Genomic DNA, 17985 nt, shown 5'->3' with positions numbered 1-17985 from the left:
AAAGCCGATTTCATTTATATTAATGTAACTATTACCATATTTAATTTTACTTTTTACGAAAAAATCGACTACTTAGTATTTGAACCTTACTTTTAATGTTCTTTTTCCGCTGGTTATACGACTATGAAGGTTTCGACTTCACAGCCCTTTCAGATAGTTTACTCGTTACTTGAGCACGAGTATCTGGGCTATTTATTTGATTCCTACGTCGTCCAGCGCAACGGCCGCGGACAGCTCACGCTCCAGCACCAAACCGTTTCGGCCAAAAACGCCCCCGAGTTTGCCGACGGCCTCGACGAAACCGACTTCGAGCTCGTCGCCCTCACCGACCAGATCCAGCAGGACGCCGTCATCAAGGAGTTCTGGTCGAAGAAAACCACCCCCGCCGACTTCTTCCTCAAGATTTACGACCCCGAAAAGGGCGACAAAGGCCTGCAGGATGCTATCTGTCGCTACGTGCAGGAGCGCATGGGCCAGATCTTGGAGCGGCTGCAGGGCAAGCAGGTATTTATCATGGGCAAGGACGGGGAGCCCACCTGGAAGGAAATCAGCGTGGCCCCGGAGCCGGCGTCGGTTTTGTTCCACTTCCGCCGCAACGAAGACAGCACCCACTATTTCCCCACCATCCAGTACCAGGGGCAGAAGCTGGATTTTCAGTTCAAGAATGCCGTCATGGTGTGCACTCAGCCCGCCTGGATGCTGCTCGGCGACCAGCTCTACAACTTCCGCAACGACGTGGACGGCAAGAAGCTGCAGCCGTTCCTGAATAAGAAGTTTATCGTGATTCCCCGCCAGGTCGAAGACAGCTACTTCCAGCGCTTCGTGGCCCCGCTGGTCGAGTCGTTCGACGTGCACGCCCGCGGCTTCGACATCCGCTCGGAGCGCTACGTGGCCCGGCCCCAACTCACCTTCTCCGACACGCCCGGGGCCGTCATCGTGGCCGACGACGAGCGCAGCCGCGCTACGCCGGCCCGCCGCGGCGCCGCCGCCGAGGCCACGATGGTGGCTATTGCGCCCTCCGACCACATCCACTTCGACCTCTCGTTTCGCTACGGCGACCATACCGTGCACAACAGCTACGACAAGCGGGTGTGCGTGAAACTGGAAAAGAACGAGGACTCCTACATCTTCCACCGGCTGATCCGCAACCTCGACCACGAGCAGGAAATCATCCGGGAGCTGGCCGACCGCGCCCTGGAAGTGCGCAACGGCCGCGCGGTGCTGGAAAAGGCCACCGCTTTCCGCTGGCTGCACAGCCACGCCGAAGAGCTGGCCCGCCTGGGCTTCACGGTGCAGCAGGGCCACACCTCGTCCAAAGACTACTTTATCGGTGCCGTCACGGTGCAGGTGGGCATCACGGAGGGCAACGACTGGTTTGACGTGCACGGCACGGTGCGCTTCGGCGAGTTCGAAATTCCGTTTATCAAGCTGCGGCCCTATATCCTGGGGCGCCGGCACGAGTACCGCCTGCCCAACGGGCAGATTGCCATTATTCCCGAGGAGTGGTTTACCCAATACCTGGAGCTGTTTGCCTTCTCCGAGGAGCACCAGCAGCACCTGACTTTGCGCAAGCACCACCTGGCCCTGATTTCAGATTTGCAGAACGGCAACCTAGCCACCGTGACCATGTCGCGGAAGCTGGAGAAGCTGCGCGAGTTTGAGGCCGTGGAAGACCGGGCCATGCCCGCGGGCTTCAAAGGGCAGCTGCGGCCCTACCAGAAGGCCGGTTACAACTGGCTGCACTTCGTGAAGGACTACCATTTCGGCGGCTGCCTGGCCGACGACATGGGCCTGGGCAAAACGATTCAGACGCTGGCGCTGCTGCTCGACCGGAAGGAAAGCGGGGAGGCCCAGGGCGCGGCCTCGCTACTGGTGATGCCAACTTCGCTGGTCTACAACTGGCTCAGCGAGGCCCAGAAGTTCACCCCCGGCCTGCGCATTCTGACGTACACGGGCACCTACCGCGACAAAAACGTGGAGCAGTTTGCCGACTACGACGTGGTGCTGACCAGCTATGGCATTGTGCGCCTCGACGTGGAGCTGCTGCACACCTACGGCTTCGACTACGTGATTCTGGACGAGTCGCAGGCCATCAAGAACCCGAGCTCGACGACCTCCCAAGCCGTGCGCAACCTGCGCTCCCGCCATCGCCTGATCTTGACCGGTACGCCGGTGGAAAACAGCACGATGGACCTCTGGTCGCAGATGTCGTTTATCAACCCCGGGCTGCTGGGCACCCAGACGTTTTTCCGCAAAGAGTTCCTCAAGCCCATCGAGAAGGGCAAGGACGAGGGCCGCACCCGCAAGCTCCACGCCCTGATTAAGCCCTTCATCCTGCGTCGGCACAAGGCCCAGGTCGCGACGGAGCTGCCGGCCAAGATTGAGCATCTGAGCTACTGCCACATGACCGAGGAGCAGGCCCACTGCTACGAGGAAACCAAGAGCTACTACCGCAACAAGATCCTCAAGAACATCGAGGAGCACGGCACGGCTGGCACCCAGTTTATGCTGCTGCAGGGCCTGACCAAGCTGCGGCAGATTGCCAACCACCCCCGCATGGCTCATGAGGACTATGAGCACGAGTCGGGCAAGCTGCGGGAAGTGATTCGCATGATTCGCAGCGTGGTATCCGAAGGCCACAAAGTACTCGTGTTCAGCCAGTTTGTCAAACACCTGGACATTGTGCGGGCCTCGCTCGACGAGAAGCAGGTGGAGTATGCCTACCTCGACGGCAACACCCGGGACCGGCACAAAGAAGTGCTGCGCTTCCAGGAGTCCGAGGACCTGCGCGTGTTCCTGATTTCGCTCAAGGCCGGCGGCGTGGGCCTCAACCTCACCGCCGCCGACTACGTGTTCATCCTCGACCCGTGGTGGAACCCGGCCGTGGAAGCCCAGGCCGTGGACCGCGCCCACCGCATCGGGCAGCAGCGCACGGTGTTCACCTACAAGTTCATCAGCAAGAACACGGTAGAGGAGAAAATCCTGGCTTTGCAGAACAAGAAGATTCAGCTCGTCACCGACCTCATTACCACCGACGAGGCCATTATCAAGAGCCTGACCAAGGAGGATATCGAGGAGCTGCTGGGATAATGTCTAGGTGAAGCGCCGTTTGATTGGTTTCCCGGTCTGCTGTGTCCTGTTTAAGCAGCTTGCCTTGGGGGTTAGTCAGAGCAGGCTCCATAGCGGCCGCTTTTCCCTCTGATCCTGCACTGCCGCAAAGACGCACACTACGGCGGCACGGCGGGCAGCGGCGGAATGAGCGAAACAACCACCGGCCGGGGCCGGTTGCTGAGGGCACTGGCTTCCCCGCGCGTTGGCCCTACTCTTTTCCGCATGCTCCTTACCCTCCGCACTCCCGTTGCCCAGCCGCCCGCCCAGGTTATGGCGGGCTTCACCCGGGAGTTATTTCTGGCTTTGGCCCCCCCGTTTCCCCGGTTTAGCCTCCGCCGCTTCGACGGCTGCCGGCGGGGCGACCAAGTGGAAATTGAGCTGGTAACGGGGCCGCTGCGTCAGCGCTGGACCAGCCTGATTACCGACCACGGCCAGCGGCCCGATGGGACCCACTACTTTGTCGATGAAGGCCAGGTGCTGCCCGCCCCGCTGCGCTACTGGCGGCATCGCCACCTGATTGAGCCCGGTCCGGGTGGGGGCAGCGTGATTGTGGATGCCATTGAGTTTCGAACGGCCTCGGTGTTGCTCGATGCCCTGCTCTACCCGGCTATGTGGGCCCAGTTCGCCTACCGCAAGCCGATTTACCGCCGCTATTTCGGCCGACCTGAGGCGCGCTGATTGCGGTGGCTTACGGCGCTGCTTCGGGCGTTGCCGTATAGAGAGCCCGGCTAGTCCGCGTATCTTGTTGCTCTCCCGGTTTTCGCCTATGCTTTTCAGCGCTACCTCTGCCCGCCGCGTGCGGCTTTCCGCCTCCCTGTTTCTGACCGGGCTTTCCCTGCTCTTCAGCAGCTGCGGAGCCAGCCGCACGGCCTTCCGGTTTCAGCTCGCCCCACCACTTACCATAGCTTCGGCCACTACGGCGGAGCCCGCTTTCGTGGCTGAAGCTCCGAAAGCCGCCCGCCAGGCCCCACGCGCTACGCCGGCCCAGGTAACTCGATCAGCGCGGCGCCCGCTCCCCCAGCCGGTCCAAGCCAGGCTACTGGCGCGGATAGTACGTGAGCCCAGCGCCCGCCCGGCCATTCAGAGCCGGGCGGCGCAGCCCGCTGTTGCCGCAAGGAAAGCTACCTTCGGGCAGCTAGTCCGGGCACCCCGGCACGGCGCGGAAGTCGGGCTGGGCACCACGGTGTTGGGCGTACTCGGGCTGGTGGTGCTGCCCATTGCCCTGCTAGGCCTGCTGATCTGGGGTGGACCGGTGTGGGCCGTGCTGGCGGGCCTGGCGGGCCTGGCCGTGCTCGTGGCCTACCTCGACCCGTTTAAGTAGCGGCCGGCCCGGGCTTTGGGCGACAAAATCCGGTTGGCCCGGCGAATCCGAAAAATCCGGGGTTACCTTTGCAGTCCGCTTTTACATTTTCCTCGCCATGACTGCCATTGTCACCCTCAAGCCCGGTAAAGATCATTCCCTGCGTCGCTTCCACCCCTGGGTGTTTTCGGGCGCCATTGGCCGGATGCAGGGGCAGCCGCAGGAAGGTGAAATCGTGCTGGTACAGGCCTCTAACGGCGAGGTGCTGGGCATGGGCCACTACGCCCCCGGCTCCATTGCCGTGCGCATGCTGGCCTTCGGCCCCGAGGCCGCCGCGCCCGACGCCGCTTTCTGGGAAGAGAAAATCCGCAATGCCTACGCCCTGCGCCAGAATCTGGGCCTGACCGGCAGCGGCAATACCAACGTGTTTCGGCTGGCTCACGCCGAGGGCGACGGCCTGCCTGGCCTGATTATCGACGTATACGGCGACGTGGCCGTGGTGCAGGCCCACAGCGCGGGCATGTACCACGCCCGGCCCCAGATTGCCGCCGCCCTGCAGGCCGTGCTCGGCGACAAGCTCCGCGCCATCTACGACAAGAGCGCCGAGACCGTCCCCGCCAAAGCTGCGCCCGACGCCAAGAATGGCTACCTGTTTGGCGAAAGCACCGGCTCCGAGCACATCGTGCACGAAAACGGCCAGCCTTTCGCCGTGGACTGGGAAACGGGTCAGAAAACCGGCTTCTTCATCGACCAGCGCGACAACCGCCAGCTCTTGGCCCGCTACGCCCCGGGCCGCCGGGTGCTCAACACGTTCTGCTACACCGGCGGCTTCAGCTCCTACGCCCTGCAAGCCGGGGCAGAGCTGGTGCACTCCGTGGATAGCTCCAAGCGCGCCATTGAGCTGACCGAGCGCAACGCCACGCTGGCCGAGGAAGCCGGGGCACCCGCCGGCCGCCACGAAGCCTACGCCCAGGACGTGTTCACCTTCATGAAGGGCAGCCAGGAGCAGTACGACCTTATCGTGCTCGACCCACCGGCCTTTGCCAAGCACCTCTCGGCCCGCCACAACGCGCTGATGGGCTACAAGCGCCTCAACGCCGCCGGCATCCGTCAGATTGCCCCCGGCGGCCTGCTGTTTACCTTCTCCTGCTCCCAGGTGGTATCGGCCGAGCTGTTTGAGGGCGCCGTGCTGGCCGCCGCCATCGAGGCCGGGCGTCCGGCCCGCATCCTGCACCGCCTCACCCAGCCCGCCGACCACCCCGTGAGCCTGTTTCACCCCGAAGGCGAGTACCTGAAGGGGCTGGTGCTGGCCGTGGAGTAAGCGCCGCGTGACGCAATATTTCAGGCAGTTTTAGGTTAAAAGACCAGCCCGCAGCGGAAGCGAACAATTTGGCTCATTGGGTCAAGAGCGCCGTGGCGAACTACACGTCTTTATACTCTTCCAACTGCCTGAGGCAGGCTGCACTATGCGTCATTGGCTTATCCCTTCCGCGCTGGTTATCAGCGTACTTTTTACCGGTTGCCCCGCAGCCCAGGCCCAGCACTTCACCCTGGAAGCGGGCAGCGGACCGTGCATTGGCTTTACCGCGCTGGCGGCGCCCAAGGGCTTGCCGCCCAAAACCCGGCTGCTGCACCGGATCAGCACGGCTTTCTCGCTGGGTTTGCGCTACGAAGCCGGCCACTCTCTGACGGTGCTGGCCGTCAACAGCGCCGGGCTCACCCGCGGCGTCCGCAACGATGCCCTGGTCTGGCAGCGGACGGCCAACGGCGCGGTGGTGGGCTCCAACAGCGGCTCCGGCTCCATCCGAAGCGCGCCGGCCCACTTCACGCTCGGCAGCGGCTACGTGACGGCCGTGGGCGAGAAGCTCAAGCTTAGCGCCCTGGGCGGAATAGGTTACATGATTTCGGTGTCTACCGTTCCGCCGCCCCTGACCAGCATTGACCTGAGCCCCTTACCCGAGGAGCGGGTCGACTATGTGCTCAACCTAGAACACGTCCGCCAAGGCAACTGGGGCGTTTTCGCCGAAGCCCGGGCTGAGCTCCAGCTGAGCCGCCGCTCCTCGCTGGGCGTGACCGGGCGCTATTACCACGGCTTACGCACCATCGACCAGCTAAAATCGGAGCTTTTCCGTTACGTCAACACCCGCACCAACACGGTGGAGGACTACGACGTGGCCTTGCTCAACAAGGGCCGCTACGTGGCGCTGCGGGTTTCCTACGGCTACTCCTTGTAGCTTGCCGGGGTAAACCTGAATCCGCAGGTGCCCGGTCGACACGACTGGCGAAACCGCGGTCCGCCGCCGCTGTTACTACCTCGTGACCAAAAAACGAAGCCCCGCTCCCAAACAGCCCGCCGCCGTCATCGGGGCCGGTATTGCCGGCATTGCCACCGCCGTGCGCCTGGCCCTGAAAGGCCACCGCGTCACGGTATTCGAGGCCCAGGACACGTTCGGGGGCAAGATGCACCAGTTTAGCCTGCCCGGCGGCTACCGCTTCGACGCGGGCCCTTCGCTCTTTACCCTGCCTGCCCTGGTCGATGAGCTGTTTCGGCTGGCCGGGCGCGAGCCCCAGGAGCACTTCCGCTACCAACGCCTCGACCCGATAACCCAGTACTTTTTCGCCGACGGCACCCACCTCACGGCCTGGGCCGACGAGGAAAAGTTTGCCGCCGAGGTAGAAGCCAAGCTTGGCACCCCAGCCGCCGATGTGCTAACGTTTCTGCGCCGCAGCGGCCGGGCCTACGCGGCCACCGAAAGCACATTTCTGCGCAAGTCCCTGCACAAGGCCGCTACCTACTTCAGCCCCGACGTGCTCAAGGCCGTGGCGGCCCTGCCCGGGTTGGGCCTCACCAGCACCATGCACCAGCGCCACGCCAGCGCCTTTGCCGACCCGCGCCTGGTGCAGCTCTTCGACCGGTTTGCCACCTACAACGGCTCCGACCCCTACCAGGCCCCGGCCACGCTCAGCCTGATTCCCCACCTCGAGCACGGCATCGGCGCTTTTTACCCCGAAGGGGGCATCTACCGCATTGCCCAGAGCCTGGTGGAGCTGGCCGAGGAGCTGGGGGTGGAGTTCCGCTACCAGGAGCCGGTGGAAGAAATTCTGACGGCCGGCGGGCACGTGACGGGCCTGCGCACGGCCCGGGACGTGTACGACTTCGGCCTCGTGGTCAGCAACATGGACGTGGTGCCAACCTACCGCCGCCTGCTGCCCGGCCAGCCCGCACCCGAGCGCACCCTCGGCCAGCCCCGCTCCTCGTCGGCGCTGATTTTCTACTGGGGCGTGGCCCGGGAGTTTGCCGAGCTGGGCCTGCACAACATCTTTTTCTCCCAGGATTACCAGCAGGAATTCAAGGCCATCTTCCAGGAAAAAACCGTCAGCGCCGACCCCACGATATACGTCAATGTGACGTCCAAGCTCACGCCCACCGACGCCCCGGCAGGCCACGAAAACTGGTTTGTGATGGTGAACGTGCCCCACAACGAGGGCCAGGACTGGGATGCGCTAATCCAAACCACCCGCCGGGCCGTACTGGACAAGGCGAGCCGCACGCTGGGCACCGACGTGGAGGCCCTGCTGCGCGCCGAGCACGTCTGGGACCCGCGGGGCATTGAGCAGCGCACGTCCTCATTTGGCGGGGCGCTCTACGGCAGCTCGTCCAACAATGCCCTGGCCGCTTTCCTGCGACACCCCAACTTCTCAAGTAAGCTAGACGGGCTGTACTTTTGCGGGGGCAGCGTGCATCCCGGCGGCGGCATTCCGCTGTGCCTGCTGTCGGCCAAGATTGTCGCGGACCTTATTTGATTTTTGAGTGCTGGGGTAAAGGCTTGCCGTAGCTTGCACCCACATCCGGATTCGGGCGGCCAACTCCCGCAGGGTACGCTAACCCACTCTGTACCAATCAGCATTCACCCCCTTCACATTCAGCATTTGCCTTAATGCCTGTTCCCGAATCAACCCAACACCTGCCCGTACCCCCCGTGGCGCCCGATGCCCAGCGGCGCCGGCTGCGCGTGGCCCAGGCCATTCTGCTGCTGTTTCACACCACGGGCTTTTTAGGGTTGGCCTTTTCCCAGAATCCGGGCTTCTACCTGCAGTTTGTGCCCCTGAACCTGCTGCTCACGGCCCTGCTGCTGTGGCTGTTCCAACCCGACCGCGGCCCCATATTCAGCGTGTTCAGCGTGGTGGTTATGGCCGTGGGTTTCTTCGTGGAGGTCGTCGGCATCCAGACCGGTAAGCTGTTCGGGGTGTACGAGTACGGCGCCACGCTGGGCACCAAGTGGCTGGGCGTGCCGGTCATCATCGGGCTCAACTGGCTGCTGCTAACCTACATGACCGGTATTCTGGCCCGCTTCCTGCCCGTGCCGGGCTTCGTGCGGGCGCTGGTGGCGGCCGGGCTCATGGTGGGGATGGACGTCTGCATCGAGCCCGTGGCCGTGCATTATGACTTTTGGAGCTGGCAGTTCAACCGGATTCCACTGCAGAACTTCAAGGGCTGGTTTGCCGTTGCCCTGATTCTGCAGGTGTATTTCAACCGGACCGAGTTTGTGAAGCGCAACCCGCTGGTGCCGTTCGTGTATTTGCTCCAGCTGTTATTTTTCTTCGGTCTTGGTTGGCTTATTCGCTAACTTTCGACAGTCCGCTCTCCCGCTCCCTTACTATGAATCAAACTTTACGCGAAACCCTCCTGGAGGAGGCGCACGCGCTTTTTCAGACCCAGGGCATCAGCAAGCTGCCCCTGGAGCAAATTCTGAGTACGCTCGACGTTTCCCCCACCACCTTTCGCGAGATGTTCCGCGACAAGGACGACCTGGTCCTCCAAACCACCCAGTACGACATCGACCGGCAGAAGCGGGAGCACGCCCAGCTCTACCAGACCGTAACCAATCCCGTGGCCCGGCTGCTGAGTCTGCTTGAAATCGGTATCCGCGACCTGCGCAAGGTGAAGGCCCCCGACTACTTCTCCGACCTGATTCAGCATTATCCCCAGGCCTGGGAGCTTGGCCAGCAGCACCTGACCCAGTACTCCCAGCCCCAGCTCCACGCCCTGATCAACGAGGCCATTGTGCTCAAGGCCATGCGCGGCGACATCAACATCACGCTGGTCAGCAAAATCATTGTCGAGCAGCTGTTTATGATGCTCAACGAGCAGATTTTTCCGCCCAGCCGCTACGACGTGGCCGAGGTTTTCCGCAGCGTCTACCTGTACTACATTCGCGGCCTGTGCACCGAGGAAGGTCTGAAAGCAGCTTCGGCCTATTTCGCCCGCATGTAGCCACCCAGCCGTCACAACAACAACAAAAAAGAGGAGCCCGTGGGCTCCTCTTTTTTGTTGTGCTATCTGGTTAGCCAGCATTAGCTGATTGAAACGCGCACCTTTTTGGTGTACTCGCGCAGGGCATCCTTGAACTCCGAGCCGTGGTCCTTCATGTGGTTGAGGATGAAGATGGCGGCAAAGATGTGGGTAAGCTGCTCGCCGTCATCTTCGCCTTCCACCTCGAAGCCGGGCTTGCGCTCATCGAGCAGGGCTTCTTCGGCTTCGACCAGGCTGGCCAGCGTCTGCGACTCAACCAGGCGCTTAATGGCGGGGATTTTCATGGCTCGGCTTAGTTGAGGCTGAGTTTGCTCACCAGCTCGGCTACGGCTTCTTCCTTGCTGGCCGACACGGTGTCGAGCAGTTCGCCGTTGCGGAAAATAGCGAAGAAGGGCAGGGTCGTCACGTTGGCCAGCTTGCGGGCTTCGGGGCTGGTTTCGGCATTCACGTCGAGGAAGGCCACGCCCTGATTGTGCTCGGCTTCGGCCATGCGCTTGTACTTGGGCGAAAACAGGCGGCAGTTGCCGCACCAGTCGGCGTAATACTTAACAACTACTTTCTCGTTCGACTCGAGGATTTGCTTGAAGTCAGCGTCAGTGGCTTTGGTAACGGACATTACGAAATGTGATTTGCTTGAAGAAAGGCAGCCAGATAAGAACAGTTCTTATCTGGCTGCAAAGCTAAAGCACTTTGGGGGCAAAAAAGTTTGGCAGCGCATTAATTTACGGGCTGCCCCGTGCCCGCCGATTTTCAGCTTCCTGCCTTCCGCTGCCGTATGCCTTACCTTCTTGCCCTCGGCCTGGGCCTGCTGCTCACCGCCTGCTGCCCCGCCGACTCTTCCCTTACCGACCACGCCCGGGTCTTGGCGCCCCGTCCTATGCAGAACATCATTTTCTTTGGCAACAGCCTTACTGCCGGCTACCAGCTACCCGCCAGCGCCGCGTTTCCCACCCTGCTTCAGGCCCGCATCGACTCACTGCAGCTGCCCTACAAGGCGCTCAACTACGGGGTGAGCGGTGAAACCACCGCCGGGGGCCGGCAGCGGGTGGGCAGCGTGCTGGCCCGGCAGCCCGTCGACGTGTTTGTGCTGGAGCTGGGGGCCAACGACGGCCTGCGCGGCATTCCGGTGCGCGAAACCACCCAGAACCTGCAGGCCATCATCGACCAGGTACGGCTGAAGTACCCGCAGGCCCGCATCGTGCTGGTGGGACTGGAATTTCCCTTCGACCTCGGTCCTTTGGGCGGCCACCGGATGGCCCGCTACGCCCAGGACTTCAAGGCCCTGTTTCGGGAGCTGGCCGATAAAAACAGCCTCGACTTGGTACCCTTCCTGCTCCAGGGTGTGCTGGGCCGCCGCGAGCTGAACCTGGCCGACGGCGTGCATCCTAACGCGGCCGGCCAGAAAATCCTGGCCGACAACGTCTGGGCCGTGCTGGGCCCGGTGCTGGAGAGGTGAGGTGGTGAGTTGATGTTCTGGCGGCGCGGCTTCGTTCGCACGTTCTATCATGGCGAGCAACGCGAAGCAATCCGTCCCGAGCAATGCGCTGAACCTTGTAAACAGAAAAGCCCCGGCGTATGCATACGTCGGGGCTTTTTGCGGAAAAAGAGCTGGCTACATTTCCGAGGACGAATTGCCTCAGCTGGCGCCTCGCAATGCCAGGGCCAGCGCAACGACAACTCACCAGCTCAGCACTTCACTACTCCGCCGTGTACATCTTCTCGTAGTACTCGGTGGCCATGCGGTGCGACTCAAACTCGGGCTCCACTTCGCGCATGGCCGTTTTGGCCACGGCCAGGAATTGCTTCGGCTGGCCGTAGTACAGCGGAATGATTTCGTTTTCGAGCACGTCGAGCACGCCGGTGGCTTCGAGGTCGTCCTTCACGTGCTCGGCCTCGTTGAGGTTGGCCAAGGGCAGCAGGAAGCCGTTTTCGCCGTGGCGCACAAACTCCGGAATCCAGCCGTCGGGAATGCTCAGGCTCAGGCTGGCGTTCATGGCGGCCGTCATGCCGCTGGTGCCGGAGGCTTCGCGGGGAAAGCGCGGGGTATTCAGCCAGATGTCGGAGCCCTTTTTGAGCAGCGCCGAGAGGCCCAGCTCGTAGCCCGTCAGCACGGCGCAGTGCTTCAGATGGCGGGTTTTCTGGATGATGTCGTTGAACATGCCGATGGCGCCGTAGTCCTTGGGGTAGGGCTTGCCGGCCCAAATCACCTGCACCGGCCGGTCGGCCTGGGTCACGAGGCTCACAAACCGCTCAAAGTGGCGCAGAATCAGGTCGGCGCGCTTGTAGCCGGCGAAGCGGCGGGCCCAGACCACGGTCAGCACGTCCGGGTCGAGCAGGGTGCCGGTCTGGTCGGCCACGAAGGCAAACAGCTCCTTTTTCAGCTCCCGCTTACGAGCCAGCAGGGCCGCGTCGTCGCCAGCCTCCAGGGCCGCGTGCAGCTGCTCGTCGCGCCAGTAAGTGCCGTTCTGGGCGTTGGTAATCGGGATAATCGGGCAGATGCCTTCGTAGTGGCCCCACATTTCGTTGGCCACGATGCCGTGCACCTTCGACACGGCGTTGGCTTTGCGCGAGAAGCGCAGGGCCGTGAGCGTGTAGTTGAGAATGTCGTTGTGCTCCACCCGGGCCACGCGCCGGATTTCATCGGCGGGCACGGTGCCGAAGAAGGTCATGTCGGTGAGCAGCTTCATGGGGTGCTCCTCGTTGCCGGCCAGCTCGGGGGTGTGGGTCGTGAATACCAAGCGCTTCTGCACTTCCTGGAGGTTGCGGCCGTGCTTTTCGTAGAGGTAAAACGCCAGCGGCAGCCCGTGGCCCTCGTTGAGGTGGTAGGTGTCCACGCTCACGCCCAGCAGGTCGAGCAGCTTGCCGCCGCCCGCGCCCAGCACGATGGACTGGGCCACCCGCGCCGCCTGGTCGGCGTCGTAGAGGTGGTGGGTGATGGTGCGCGAGATGTAGTCGTTTTCGGGAATATCGGTGGTCAAAAAGAACATCGGGGCCGTGCCGAACGTGTCGGGAGCCAGGTACATGGCCTTTACTTTCACGTCGGCGCCGTGGATGGTGATGGGGAACACCAGGCCCGTGTCCTGCAGGAAGGAGTAGTACTTGTGGCGGAAGTCGGCCCGCATGGTCTGGTCCTCGTTGCGGCCCTGGTCGTAGTAGCCGAAGGTCCAGAGCATGCCGATACCAATCAGGTTCTGCTTAAGCTCGTAGGCCGAGCGCATGTGGGAGCCGGCCAGAAAGCCCAAGCCGCCGGAGTAGGTTTTCAGGGCTTGGTCCAGGGCAAACTCCATGGAGAAATAAGCGGCCTGCGGGGCAAATTCGGGGGCGGGAGCGTATGGTTTGAACTCGAAGGGCATGAGAAAAGGAGTAGATGTGAGGCCTCAGCCGGCGCCCGCGGCGGCCGGTTCGGGGCGCCAAGGTCCGTACAATCCGGGCTAAAAAAAAACCGGAATGCCGTGACCGTCAGGGCAAACGTTTGCACTGAGCCCAGTTCTATCGGCCGTCGAAACCTGGTCCCAGTTCGGGCGCCGACTACCGCCGACCGAGCTTTTTCCCTCACCGCGGGCCGCGGTGGCGTCAACAAGATTTTGGCATCTGTCCCAGCCCGGCCGGCCGGCTCTGAGGCGCTACTGCGCAGCTTCCAACCAGAGGCCCATAGGCCAGCATTCTTACCAAAACCAGCCCGACCGCCGTGCAGACCCGGTTCGCGGCGGGTACCGGACTTTTCTGAGTCAGCGGCTAACACGCGCGGCAGCAGCTACGGCACTTATTACCAATATTCAAACCAAATGATGTTTTTATTAACAAAATGATAATTTACCCGGCAACTATCAGGCTTTCGTTGCCCGGTAGCTTTGTTCCATCCTTCTTCCCCACCAACCACACTCTATGAGATTTTTCCCTCGTCTCTGGGCGGCTCCCTTGCTGGCCCTGGCTGTTTCGTGCGCTCAGCACGACTCCCCCCAGCCCCAGCTTGCCCCCGCAGCGGCCACCGGCACGGCCGCCGTGTCGTCGGCCGGCTTTCCCGAAGGCTTCGAAACCGGCACCAAGACGGCCTACACCGTGGGCTCGGTCACGCTGGGCTCCGGCTCCTGGACCCTCGACGACGCCCTGCTCGGCAACACCACCGCCGATGCCAAAACTGGCGCGCAGTCGGCCCGCATCCGCAACGTGGGCTCGTTGGCCATGAACTTTGATGCCACCACCGGCGCCGGCGTCGTGACCGTGGCCCACGCCGTGTACGGCACCGACGGCAGCAGCACCTGGGAGCTGTGGGCCAACACCAACGGCGGGGCCTACGCCAAGGTGGGCAGCACCGTCAGCACGAGCAGCAGCACGCTGAGTACGGCCTCGTTTACGGTGAATTTGAGCGGCAACGTGCGCCTGCAGGTGCGCAAAACATCGGGTGGCACCAACCGCATCAACATCGACAACATCACCGTGGAGCAGTACGGCGGCGGTGGGGGCGGGGGGGGCGGCACGGCCGGCACCAAGTTCCTGTTCGACGCCTCCCACGCCGAGCTGGCCGGCAACGCCGACTGGGCCCCGGACGTGGACGGCGGCCTGACCCCGCGCTTCCCGACCCCGGCGGCCTCGGGCATCACCGCCTCGACCTCGGAAACCTACTGGAGCGGCGCGCTGTCGGCCTGGGGCGTGGCGCTGGTGAAGCTGGGCAACTCGGTGGAAACCCTGCCCGCGGGCACGGCCATCACCTACGGCAACGCCTCGAACCCCCAGGATCTGGCCAACTACAGCGTGTTCGTGATTGACGAGCCCAACACGCTGTTCTCGGCCAGCGAGAAGGCGGCCATTGTGAACTTCGTGAAAAACGGCGGAGGCCTGTTCATGATTTCGGACCACAACATCTCGGACCGCAACAACGACGGCTACGACTCACCGGCCATCTGGAACGACCTGATGACCAACAACTCAGTGCAGGCCAACCCCTTCGGCTTCAGCATCGACCTGACCAACATCTCGGAGACGACCAGCAACGTGCTGACGGGCAGCAACCCGATTCTGAACGGCACCCAGGGCGTGGTCACACAGCTCAAGTACAGCAACGGGGCCACTATCACCAAGACCGCGGGCTCGGCGGCCACGCCGCTGATCTGGCGCTCCACCTCGGCCCAGGGCAGCACCAACATCATGTGCGCCAGCAGCACCTACGGCACCGGCCGCGTGGTGGTCGTGGCCGATTCCTCGCCGGCCGACGACGGCACGGGCAGCCCCGGCAACACGGTGTACCCGGGCTGGACGGAGCTGGCCAGCCACGCCCGCCTGCATATGAATGCCTCGCTCTGGCTGGCCAAGCAACAATAAATAAACTCCGCAACAAAAATCCCCGCAGCGCTCTTCGCCGCGGGGCTTTTTTGTGCCAAATCCGGCTGCAAACAGCGTTTTCAAAACTCATCCGGAAAGCAATATTGCACGCTGCGGCTGCTAAAGTTACCTTGCCGTGTCTCCGCGTTTTTGACCTGATTCCGCTCATGAAATTCCCGACCTTTCTGCCCCTGCTCGCCGGGGCGCTGCTGGCTACCGCCCCCCTGGCTACCACGGCCGCGGCCGTTTCCCCGCCGCCTGCCGCTGCGCCCGCTAAAGCCACCGGCGCCACCCGCATCGACCCAACCTTCTGGTGGGTGGGCATGAAAAACCCCAAGCTCCAGTTGCTGGTGCACAGCCCCGGCATTGCGGAAAGCAAGCTGACGCTGGCGGCCTACCCCGGCGTGACGCTGGAAGGCACCCAGAAGCTGGAAAGCTCAAACTACCTGGTCGTCAACCTCACGATTTCGTCCCAGACCAAACCGGGCAAGCTCAAGCTCAGCTTCGACGGGGGCAAAACCAAGCTCAAGTACGATTACGAGCTGCGGGCCCGTAGTACCGACCCCGCCCGCGTGCAGGGTCTCACCCAGGCCGACTTCATCTACATGCTGATGCCAGACCGGTTCAGCAACGGCGACCCGAAAAACGACGTGGTGCAGGGTATGCGCGCCCGCACCGTCTCCCGCGACACGATGTACGCCCGCCACGGCGGCGACATCCGCGGCATTCAAAACCACTTTGCCTACTTCAAGCAGTTGGGTGCCACGGCTATCTGGCCCACGCCCTTGGTGGAAAACGACATGCTCCGGGCCAGCTACCACGGCTACGCCGTGACCGACGGCTACAAGATTGACCCGCGCTACGGCACCAACGAGGAGTACACGCAGTTTGTGCGGGCCGCCCACCAGCAAGACCTGAAAGTGGTGCAGGATATTGTGCTCAACCACTGGGGCTCCTACCACTACCTGTTTCTGGACAAGCCCGGCGCCGACTGGTTCCACGCCTTTCCCACCTTCACCCGCTCGAACTACAACGCCTACGCCCTCAACGACCCCTACGGCTCGAAGCGCGACTACCAGCTCTTCAACGACGGCTGGTTCGACACGACGATGCCCGACGTGAACCAGAGCAACCCGCTGGTGGCTACTTACCTGATTCAGAACTTTCTGTGGTGGGTGGAATCTACGGGCCTCGACGGCTACCGCATCGACACCTTCCCGTATTCTGACCCGCAGTTTCTGATGGCCTGGGGCAAGGCCATGCAGGAGGAATATCCCAAGCTGGCCTTGTTCGGTGAGGCCTGGGAAGGCACCGAGGCCGAGCAAGCCTTCTTTGCCCAGAACATTCTGCCGCCCGTCAACGGCTTTAAGTCGAACCTGCCGGGCCTGCTCGACTTCCAGATCAGCTTCGCCATTCAGGACGCGCTGAAAACCGAGAATGGCGACCTGAGCAAACTCTACCACGCCCTGCAGGGCGACTGGCTCTACGTGGATGCCACCCGCAACGTGCCCTTCCTCGACAACCACGACATGAGCCGCTTCTACTCCGTCATCGGCGAGGACTTCAACAAGTTCAAGACCGGCATTGCCTGGCTGCTGACCCTGCGCGGCACGCCCCAGCTCTACTACGGCACCGAAGTGCTGATGAAGAACTTCGCCAACCCCGACGGCAAGGTGCGCGAAGACTTCCCCGGCGGCTGGCCCGGCGACAAAGTGAACTACTTCACTTCCCGGCCCGGCCTCGCCGGCGAGGCTTTCGACTACGTGAGCAAGCTGGCCACCTACCGCAAGACTCACCCCGTGCTGAGCAGCGGCAAGCTGATGCAGTTTATCCCCCAGGACGGCGTGTACACTTACTTCCGCTACAACGACCAGGGCGAGTGCGTGATGATAATGGCCAACAACACCAAGGAGGAGAAAACCGTGGACGGCAGCCGCTTCGCTGAGCGTCTCGGCGGTTTCCGGACGGGCACCGAGGTCGTTTCGGGCGCGGTGCTGCCGAATTTGGCCAGCTTCCGGGTGCCCGCCCACACGGCCTGGGTGGTAGAGCTGAAAAAGTAGCCGAAGCGGAACACTACCGGGATTTTTCGCGTCCTGAACTGTATGTATCTGTGGTGCTAACCCTTAATTTCCACTGCTCATGACTGACTTAACCGACAAAGTTGCCATCGTCACCGGAGCCAGCCGCGGTATCGGACGGGCCATTGCCCTGCTGCTGGCCATGCAGGGCGCCAAGGTTGTGTGCGTGGCCCGCACGGCCGAAGAGCTGGAAGAAGTAGCCCTCAAAACTGCCGGCCTGGCCATCACGGCCGACGTGTCGGATGAGGCTGACGCCCAGCATATCGTGGCCGAAACCATCCGCAACTTCGGCCGCATCGACATCCTGATCTGCAACGCCGGCGTGGGCTCGTTCAGTTTGCTCGAGCACTTCACCCTCGAAGAATGGGACCAGATGTTTGCCGTCAACGTGCGGGGCACGTTCCTGCTCTGCAAGGCCGTGTTGCCCTACCTCAAGGCCCAGCACGACGGCCACATCGTGGGCATTGCCTCCGACGTGAGCAAGCGCACCTTCCAGCACGGGGCCGCCTACGGGGCCAGCAAGTACGCCCAGGACGCGGTGCTGAGCTCCCTGCGCAAGGAAGTGCGCTCCTTCGGCATCAAGGTCACGACCATCTACCCGGGCCTGGTCGACACCTACTTCAACGACTCGAAGCCCGGCAACCCCGACACCGAGAAAACCCACCTCAAGCCCGCCGACATTGCCCAGGCCGTGCGCTACGTACTCGAAGCCCCCGCCCACGTCGTCGTCGACGAGCTCATGATTCACCCCCTCACGCAGGAGTATTAGCGGTGAAGTGGTGAGATAGTGAGATGGTGAGTTTTATGTTCGGGCGGCGCAAAACCGCGCCAACAGAACATAAAACTCACTATCTCACCACTTC

At 62.5% G+C, this 17985-nt stretch carries 15 protein-coding genes; 12 read left to right on the top strand and 3 right to left on the bottom strand.

Going from position 1 to position 17985, the window contains the following annotated elements:
* The first annotated feature begins 123 nt into the window (after positions 1–123).
* The 8 genes from EWM57_RS13365 (at position 124) to EWM57_RS13330 (ending at position 9686) form a co-directional block, all read left to right on the top strand.
* Positions 124–3090: a DEAD/DEAH box helicase gene (locus tag EWM57_RS13365; protein WP_129921655.1), complete on the top strand. Its 2967-nt coding sequence runs from the start codon at positions 124–126 to the stop codon at positions 3088–3090.
* A 243-nt stretch (positions 3091–3333) separates the two neighbouring features.
* The gene (locus EWM57_RS13360; protein WP_129921654.1) at positions 3334–3789 is read left to right on the top strand and encodes an SRPBCC family protein; all 456 of its coding nucleotides are present in this window, start codon (positions 3334–3336) and stop codon (positions 3787–3789) included.
* 88 nt (positions 3790–3877) lie between these two features.
* A complete protein-coding gene (locus tag EWM57_RS13355; RefSeq protein WP_129921653.1) occupies positions 3878–4432 on the top strand; it encodes a hypothetical protein in 555 nt (184 codons plus the stop codon).
* 97 nt (positions 4433–4529) lie between these two features.
* The gene (locus EWM57_RS13350) at positions 4530–5732 is read left to right on the top strand and encodes a class I SAM-dependent rRNA methyltransferase (protein WP_129921652.1); all 1203 of its coding nucleotides are present in this window, start codon (positions 4530–4532) and stop codon (positions 5730–5732) included.
* Between the two features lie 145 nt (positions 5733–5877).
* Positions 5878–6645, top strand: coding sequence for a hypothetical protein (locus EWM57_RS13345; RefSeq protein WP_129921651.1), 768 nt, complete (start codon positions 5878–5880; stop codon positions 6643–6645).
* 82 nt (positions 6646–6727) lie between these two features.
* The gene (gene crtD / locus EWM57_RS13340) at positions 6728–8215 is read left to right on the top strand and encodes a 1-hydroxycarotenoid 3,4-desaturase CrtD (RefSeq protein WP_129921650.1); all 1488 of its coding nucleotides are present in this window, start codon (positions 6728–6730) and stop codon (positions 8213–8215) included.
* A 134-nt stretch (positions 8216–8349) separates the two neighbouring features.
* On the top strand, positions 8350–9039 hold the full coding sequence (locus tag EWM57_RS13335; protein ID WP_129921649.1) for a carotenoid biosynthesis protein: 690 nt from the start codon (positions 8350–8352) through the stop codon (positions 9037–9039).
* Between the two features lie 32 nt (positions 9040–9071).
* Positions 9072–9686, top strand: a complete 615-nt coding sequence (locus tag EWM57_RS13330) for a TetR/AcrR family transcriptional regulator (RefSeq protein ID WP_129921648.1) — start codon at positions 9072–9074, stop codon at positions 9684–9686.
* A gap of 80 nt (positions 9687–9766) precedes the next feature.
* On the opposite strand, the gene EWM57_RS13325 is transcribed toward EWM57_RS13330, so the two are convergent.
* Positions 9767–10009 carry a DUF6952 family protein gene (locus EWM57_RS13325; protein ID WP_129921647.1) on the bottom strand — a complete coding sequence of 81 codons (243 nt, stop codon included), beginning with the start codon at positions 10007–10009 and terminating at the stop codon, positions 9767–9769.
* 8 nt (positions 10010–10017) lie between these two features.
* Positions 10018–10341 carry a thioredoxin family protein gene (locus EWM57_RS13320; protein ID WP_129921646.1) on the bottom strand — a complete coding sequence of 108 codons (324 nt, stop codon included), beginning with the start codon at positions 10339–10341 and terminating at the stop codon, positions 10018–10020.
* 159 nt (positions 10342–10500) lie between these two features.
* On the opposite strand from EWM57_RS13320, the gene EWM57_RS13315 reads away from it, so the two are divergent.
* Entirely contained in the window at positions 10501–11181 is a 681-nt protein-coding gene (locus tag EWM57_RS13315) for an arylesterase (protein ID WP_242510060.1), read from the top strand.
* Positions 11182–11422: 241 nt separating this feature from the next.
* Here the strand turns inward: EWM57_RS13315 and glgP are convergent, their stop codons facing one another.
* Positions 11423–13078, bottom strand: coding sequence for an alpha-glucan family phosphorylase (glgP, locus tag EWM57_RS13310; RefSeq protein WP_129921645.1), 1656 nt, complete (start codon positions 13076–13078; stop codon positions 11423–11425).
* Positions 13079–13610: 532 nt separating this feature from the next.
* Between glgP and EWM57_RS13305 the strand changes: the two genes are divergently transcribed.
* From EWM57_RS13305 to EWM57_RS13295, 3 genes are all read left to right on the top strand, one after another.
* Positions 13611–15044, top strand: a complete 1434-nt coding sequence (locus tag EWM57_RS13305; RefSeq protein ID WP_129921644.1) for a hydrolase — start codon at positions 13611–13613, stop codon at positions 15042–15044.
* Between the two features lie 167 nt (positions 15045–15211).
* Entirely contained in the window at positions 15212–17104 is a 1893-nt protein-coding gene (locus EWM57_RS13300) for an alpha-amylase family glycosyl hydrolase (protein WP_129921643.1), read from the top strand.
* Positions 17105–17183: 79 nt separating this feature from the next.
* The gene (locus EWM57_RS13295; RefSeq protein WP_129921642.1) at positions 17184–17891 is read left to right on the top strand and encodes an SDR family oxidoreductase; all 708 of its coding nucleotides are present in this window, start codon (positions 17184–17186) and stop codon (positions 17889–17891) included.
* The last annotated feature ends 94 nt before the right edge of the window (positions 17892–17985 follow it).

Source organism: Hymenobacter persicinus, assembly GCF_004167665.1.
Lineage (GTDB): Bacteria > Bacteroidota > Bacteroidia > Cytophagales > Hymenobacteraceae > Hymenobacter > Hymenobacter persicinus.
This window is presented reverse-complemented; position numbering and strand designations above follow the sequence as displayed.

Coding starts and splice junctions, on each gene's coding strand:
- EWM57_RS13365 (WP_129921655.1), top strand. CDS start 124: ATGAAGGTTTCGACTTCACAGCCCTTTCAGATAGTTTACTCGTTACTT.
- EWM57_RS13360 (WP_129921654.1), top strand. CDS start 3,334: ATGCTCCTTACCCTCCGCACTCCCGTTGCCCAGCCGCCCGCCCAGGTT.
- EWM57_RS13355 (WP_129921653.1), top strand. CDS start 3,878: ATGCTTTTCAGCGCTACCTCTGCCCGCCGCGTGCGGCTTTCCGCCTCC.
- EWM57_RS13350 (WP_129921652.1), top strand. CDS start 4,530: ATGACTGCCATTGTCACCCTCAAGCCCGGTAAAGATCATTCCCTGCGT.
- EWM57_RS13345 (WP_129921651.1), top strand. CDS start 5,878: ATGCGTCATTGGCTTATCCCTTCCGCGCTGGTTATCAGCGTACTTTTT.
- EWM57_RS13335 (WP_129921649.1), top strand. CDS start 8,350: ATGCCTGTTCCCGAATCAACCCAACACCTGCCCGTACCCCCCGTGGCG.
- EWM57_RS13330 (WP_129921648.1), top strand. CDS start 9,072: ATGAATCAAACTTTACGCGAAACCCTCCTGGAGGAGGCGCACGCGCTT.
- EWM57_RS13325 (WP_129921647.1), bottom strand. CDS start 10,009: ATGAAAATCCCCGCCATTAAGCGCCTGGTTGAGTCGCAGACGCTGGCC.
- EWM57_RS13320 (WP_129921646.1), bottom strand. CDS start 10,341: ATGTCCGTTACCAAAGCCACTGACGCTGACTTCAAGCAAATCCTCGAG.
- EWM57_RS13315 (WP_242510060.1), top strand. CDS start 10,501: ATGCCTTACCTTCTTGCCCTCGGCCTGGGCCTGCTGCTCACCGCCTGC.
- glgP (WP_129921645.1), bottom strand. CDS start 13,078: ATGCCCTTCGAGTTCAAACCATACGCTCCCGCCCCCGAATTTGCCCCG.
- EWM57_RS13305 (WP_129921644.1), top strand. CDS start 13,611: ATGAGATTTTTCCCTCGTCTCTGGGCGGCTCCCTTGCTGGCCCTGGCT.
- EWM57_RS13300 (WP_129921643.1), top strand. CDS start 15,212: ATGAAATTCCCGACCTTTCTGCCCCTGCTCGCCGGGGCGCTGCTGGCT.
- EWM57_RS13295 (WP_129921642.1), top strand. CDS start 17,184: ATGACTGACTTAACCGACAAAGTTGCCATCGTCACCGGAGCCAGCCGC.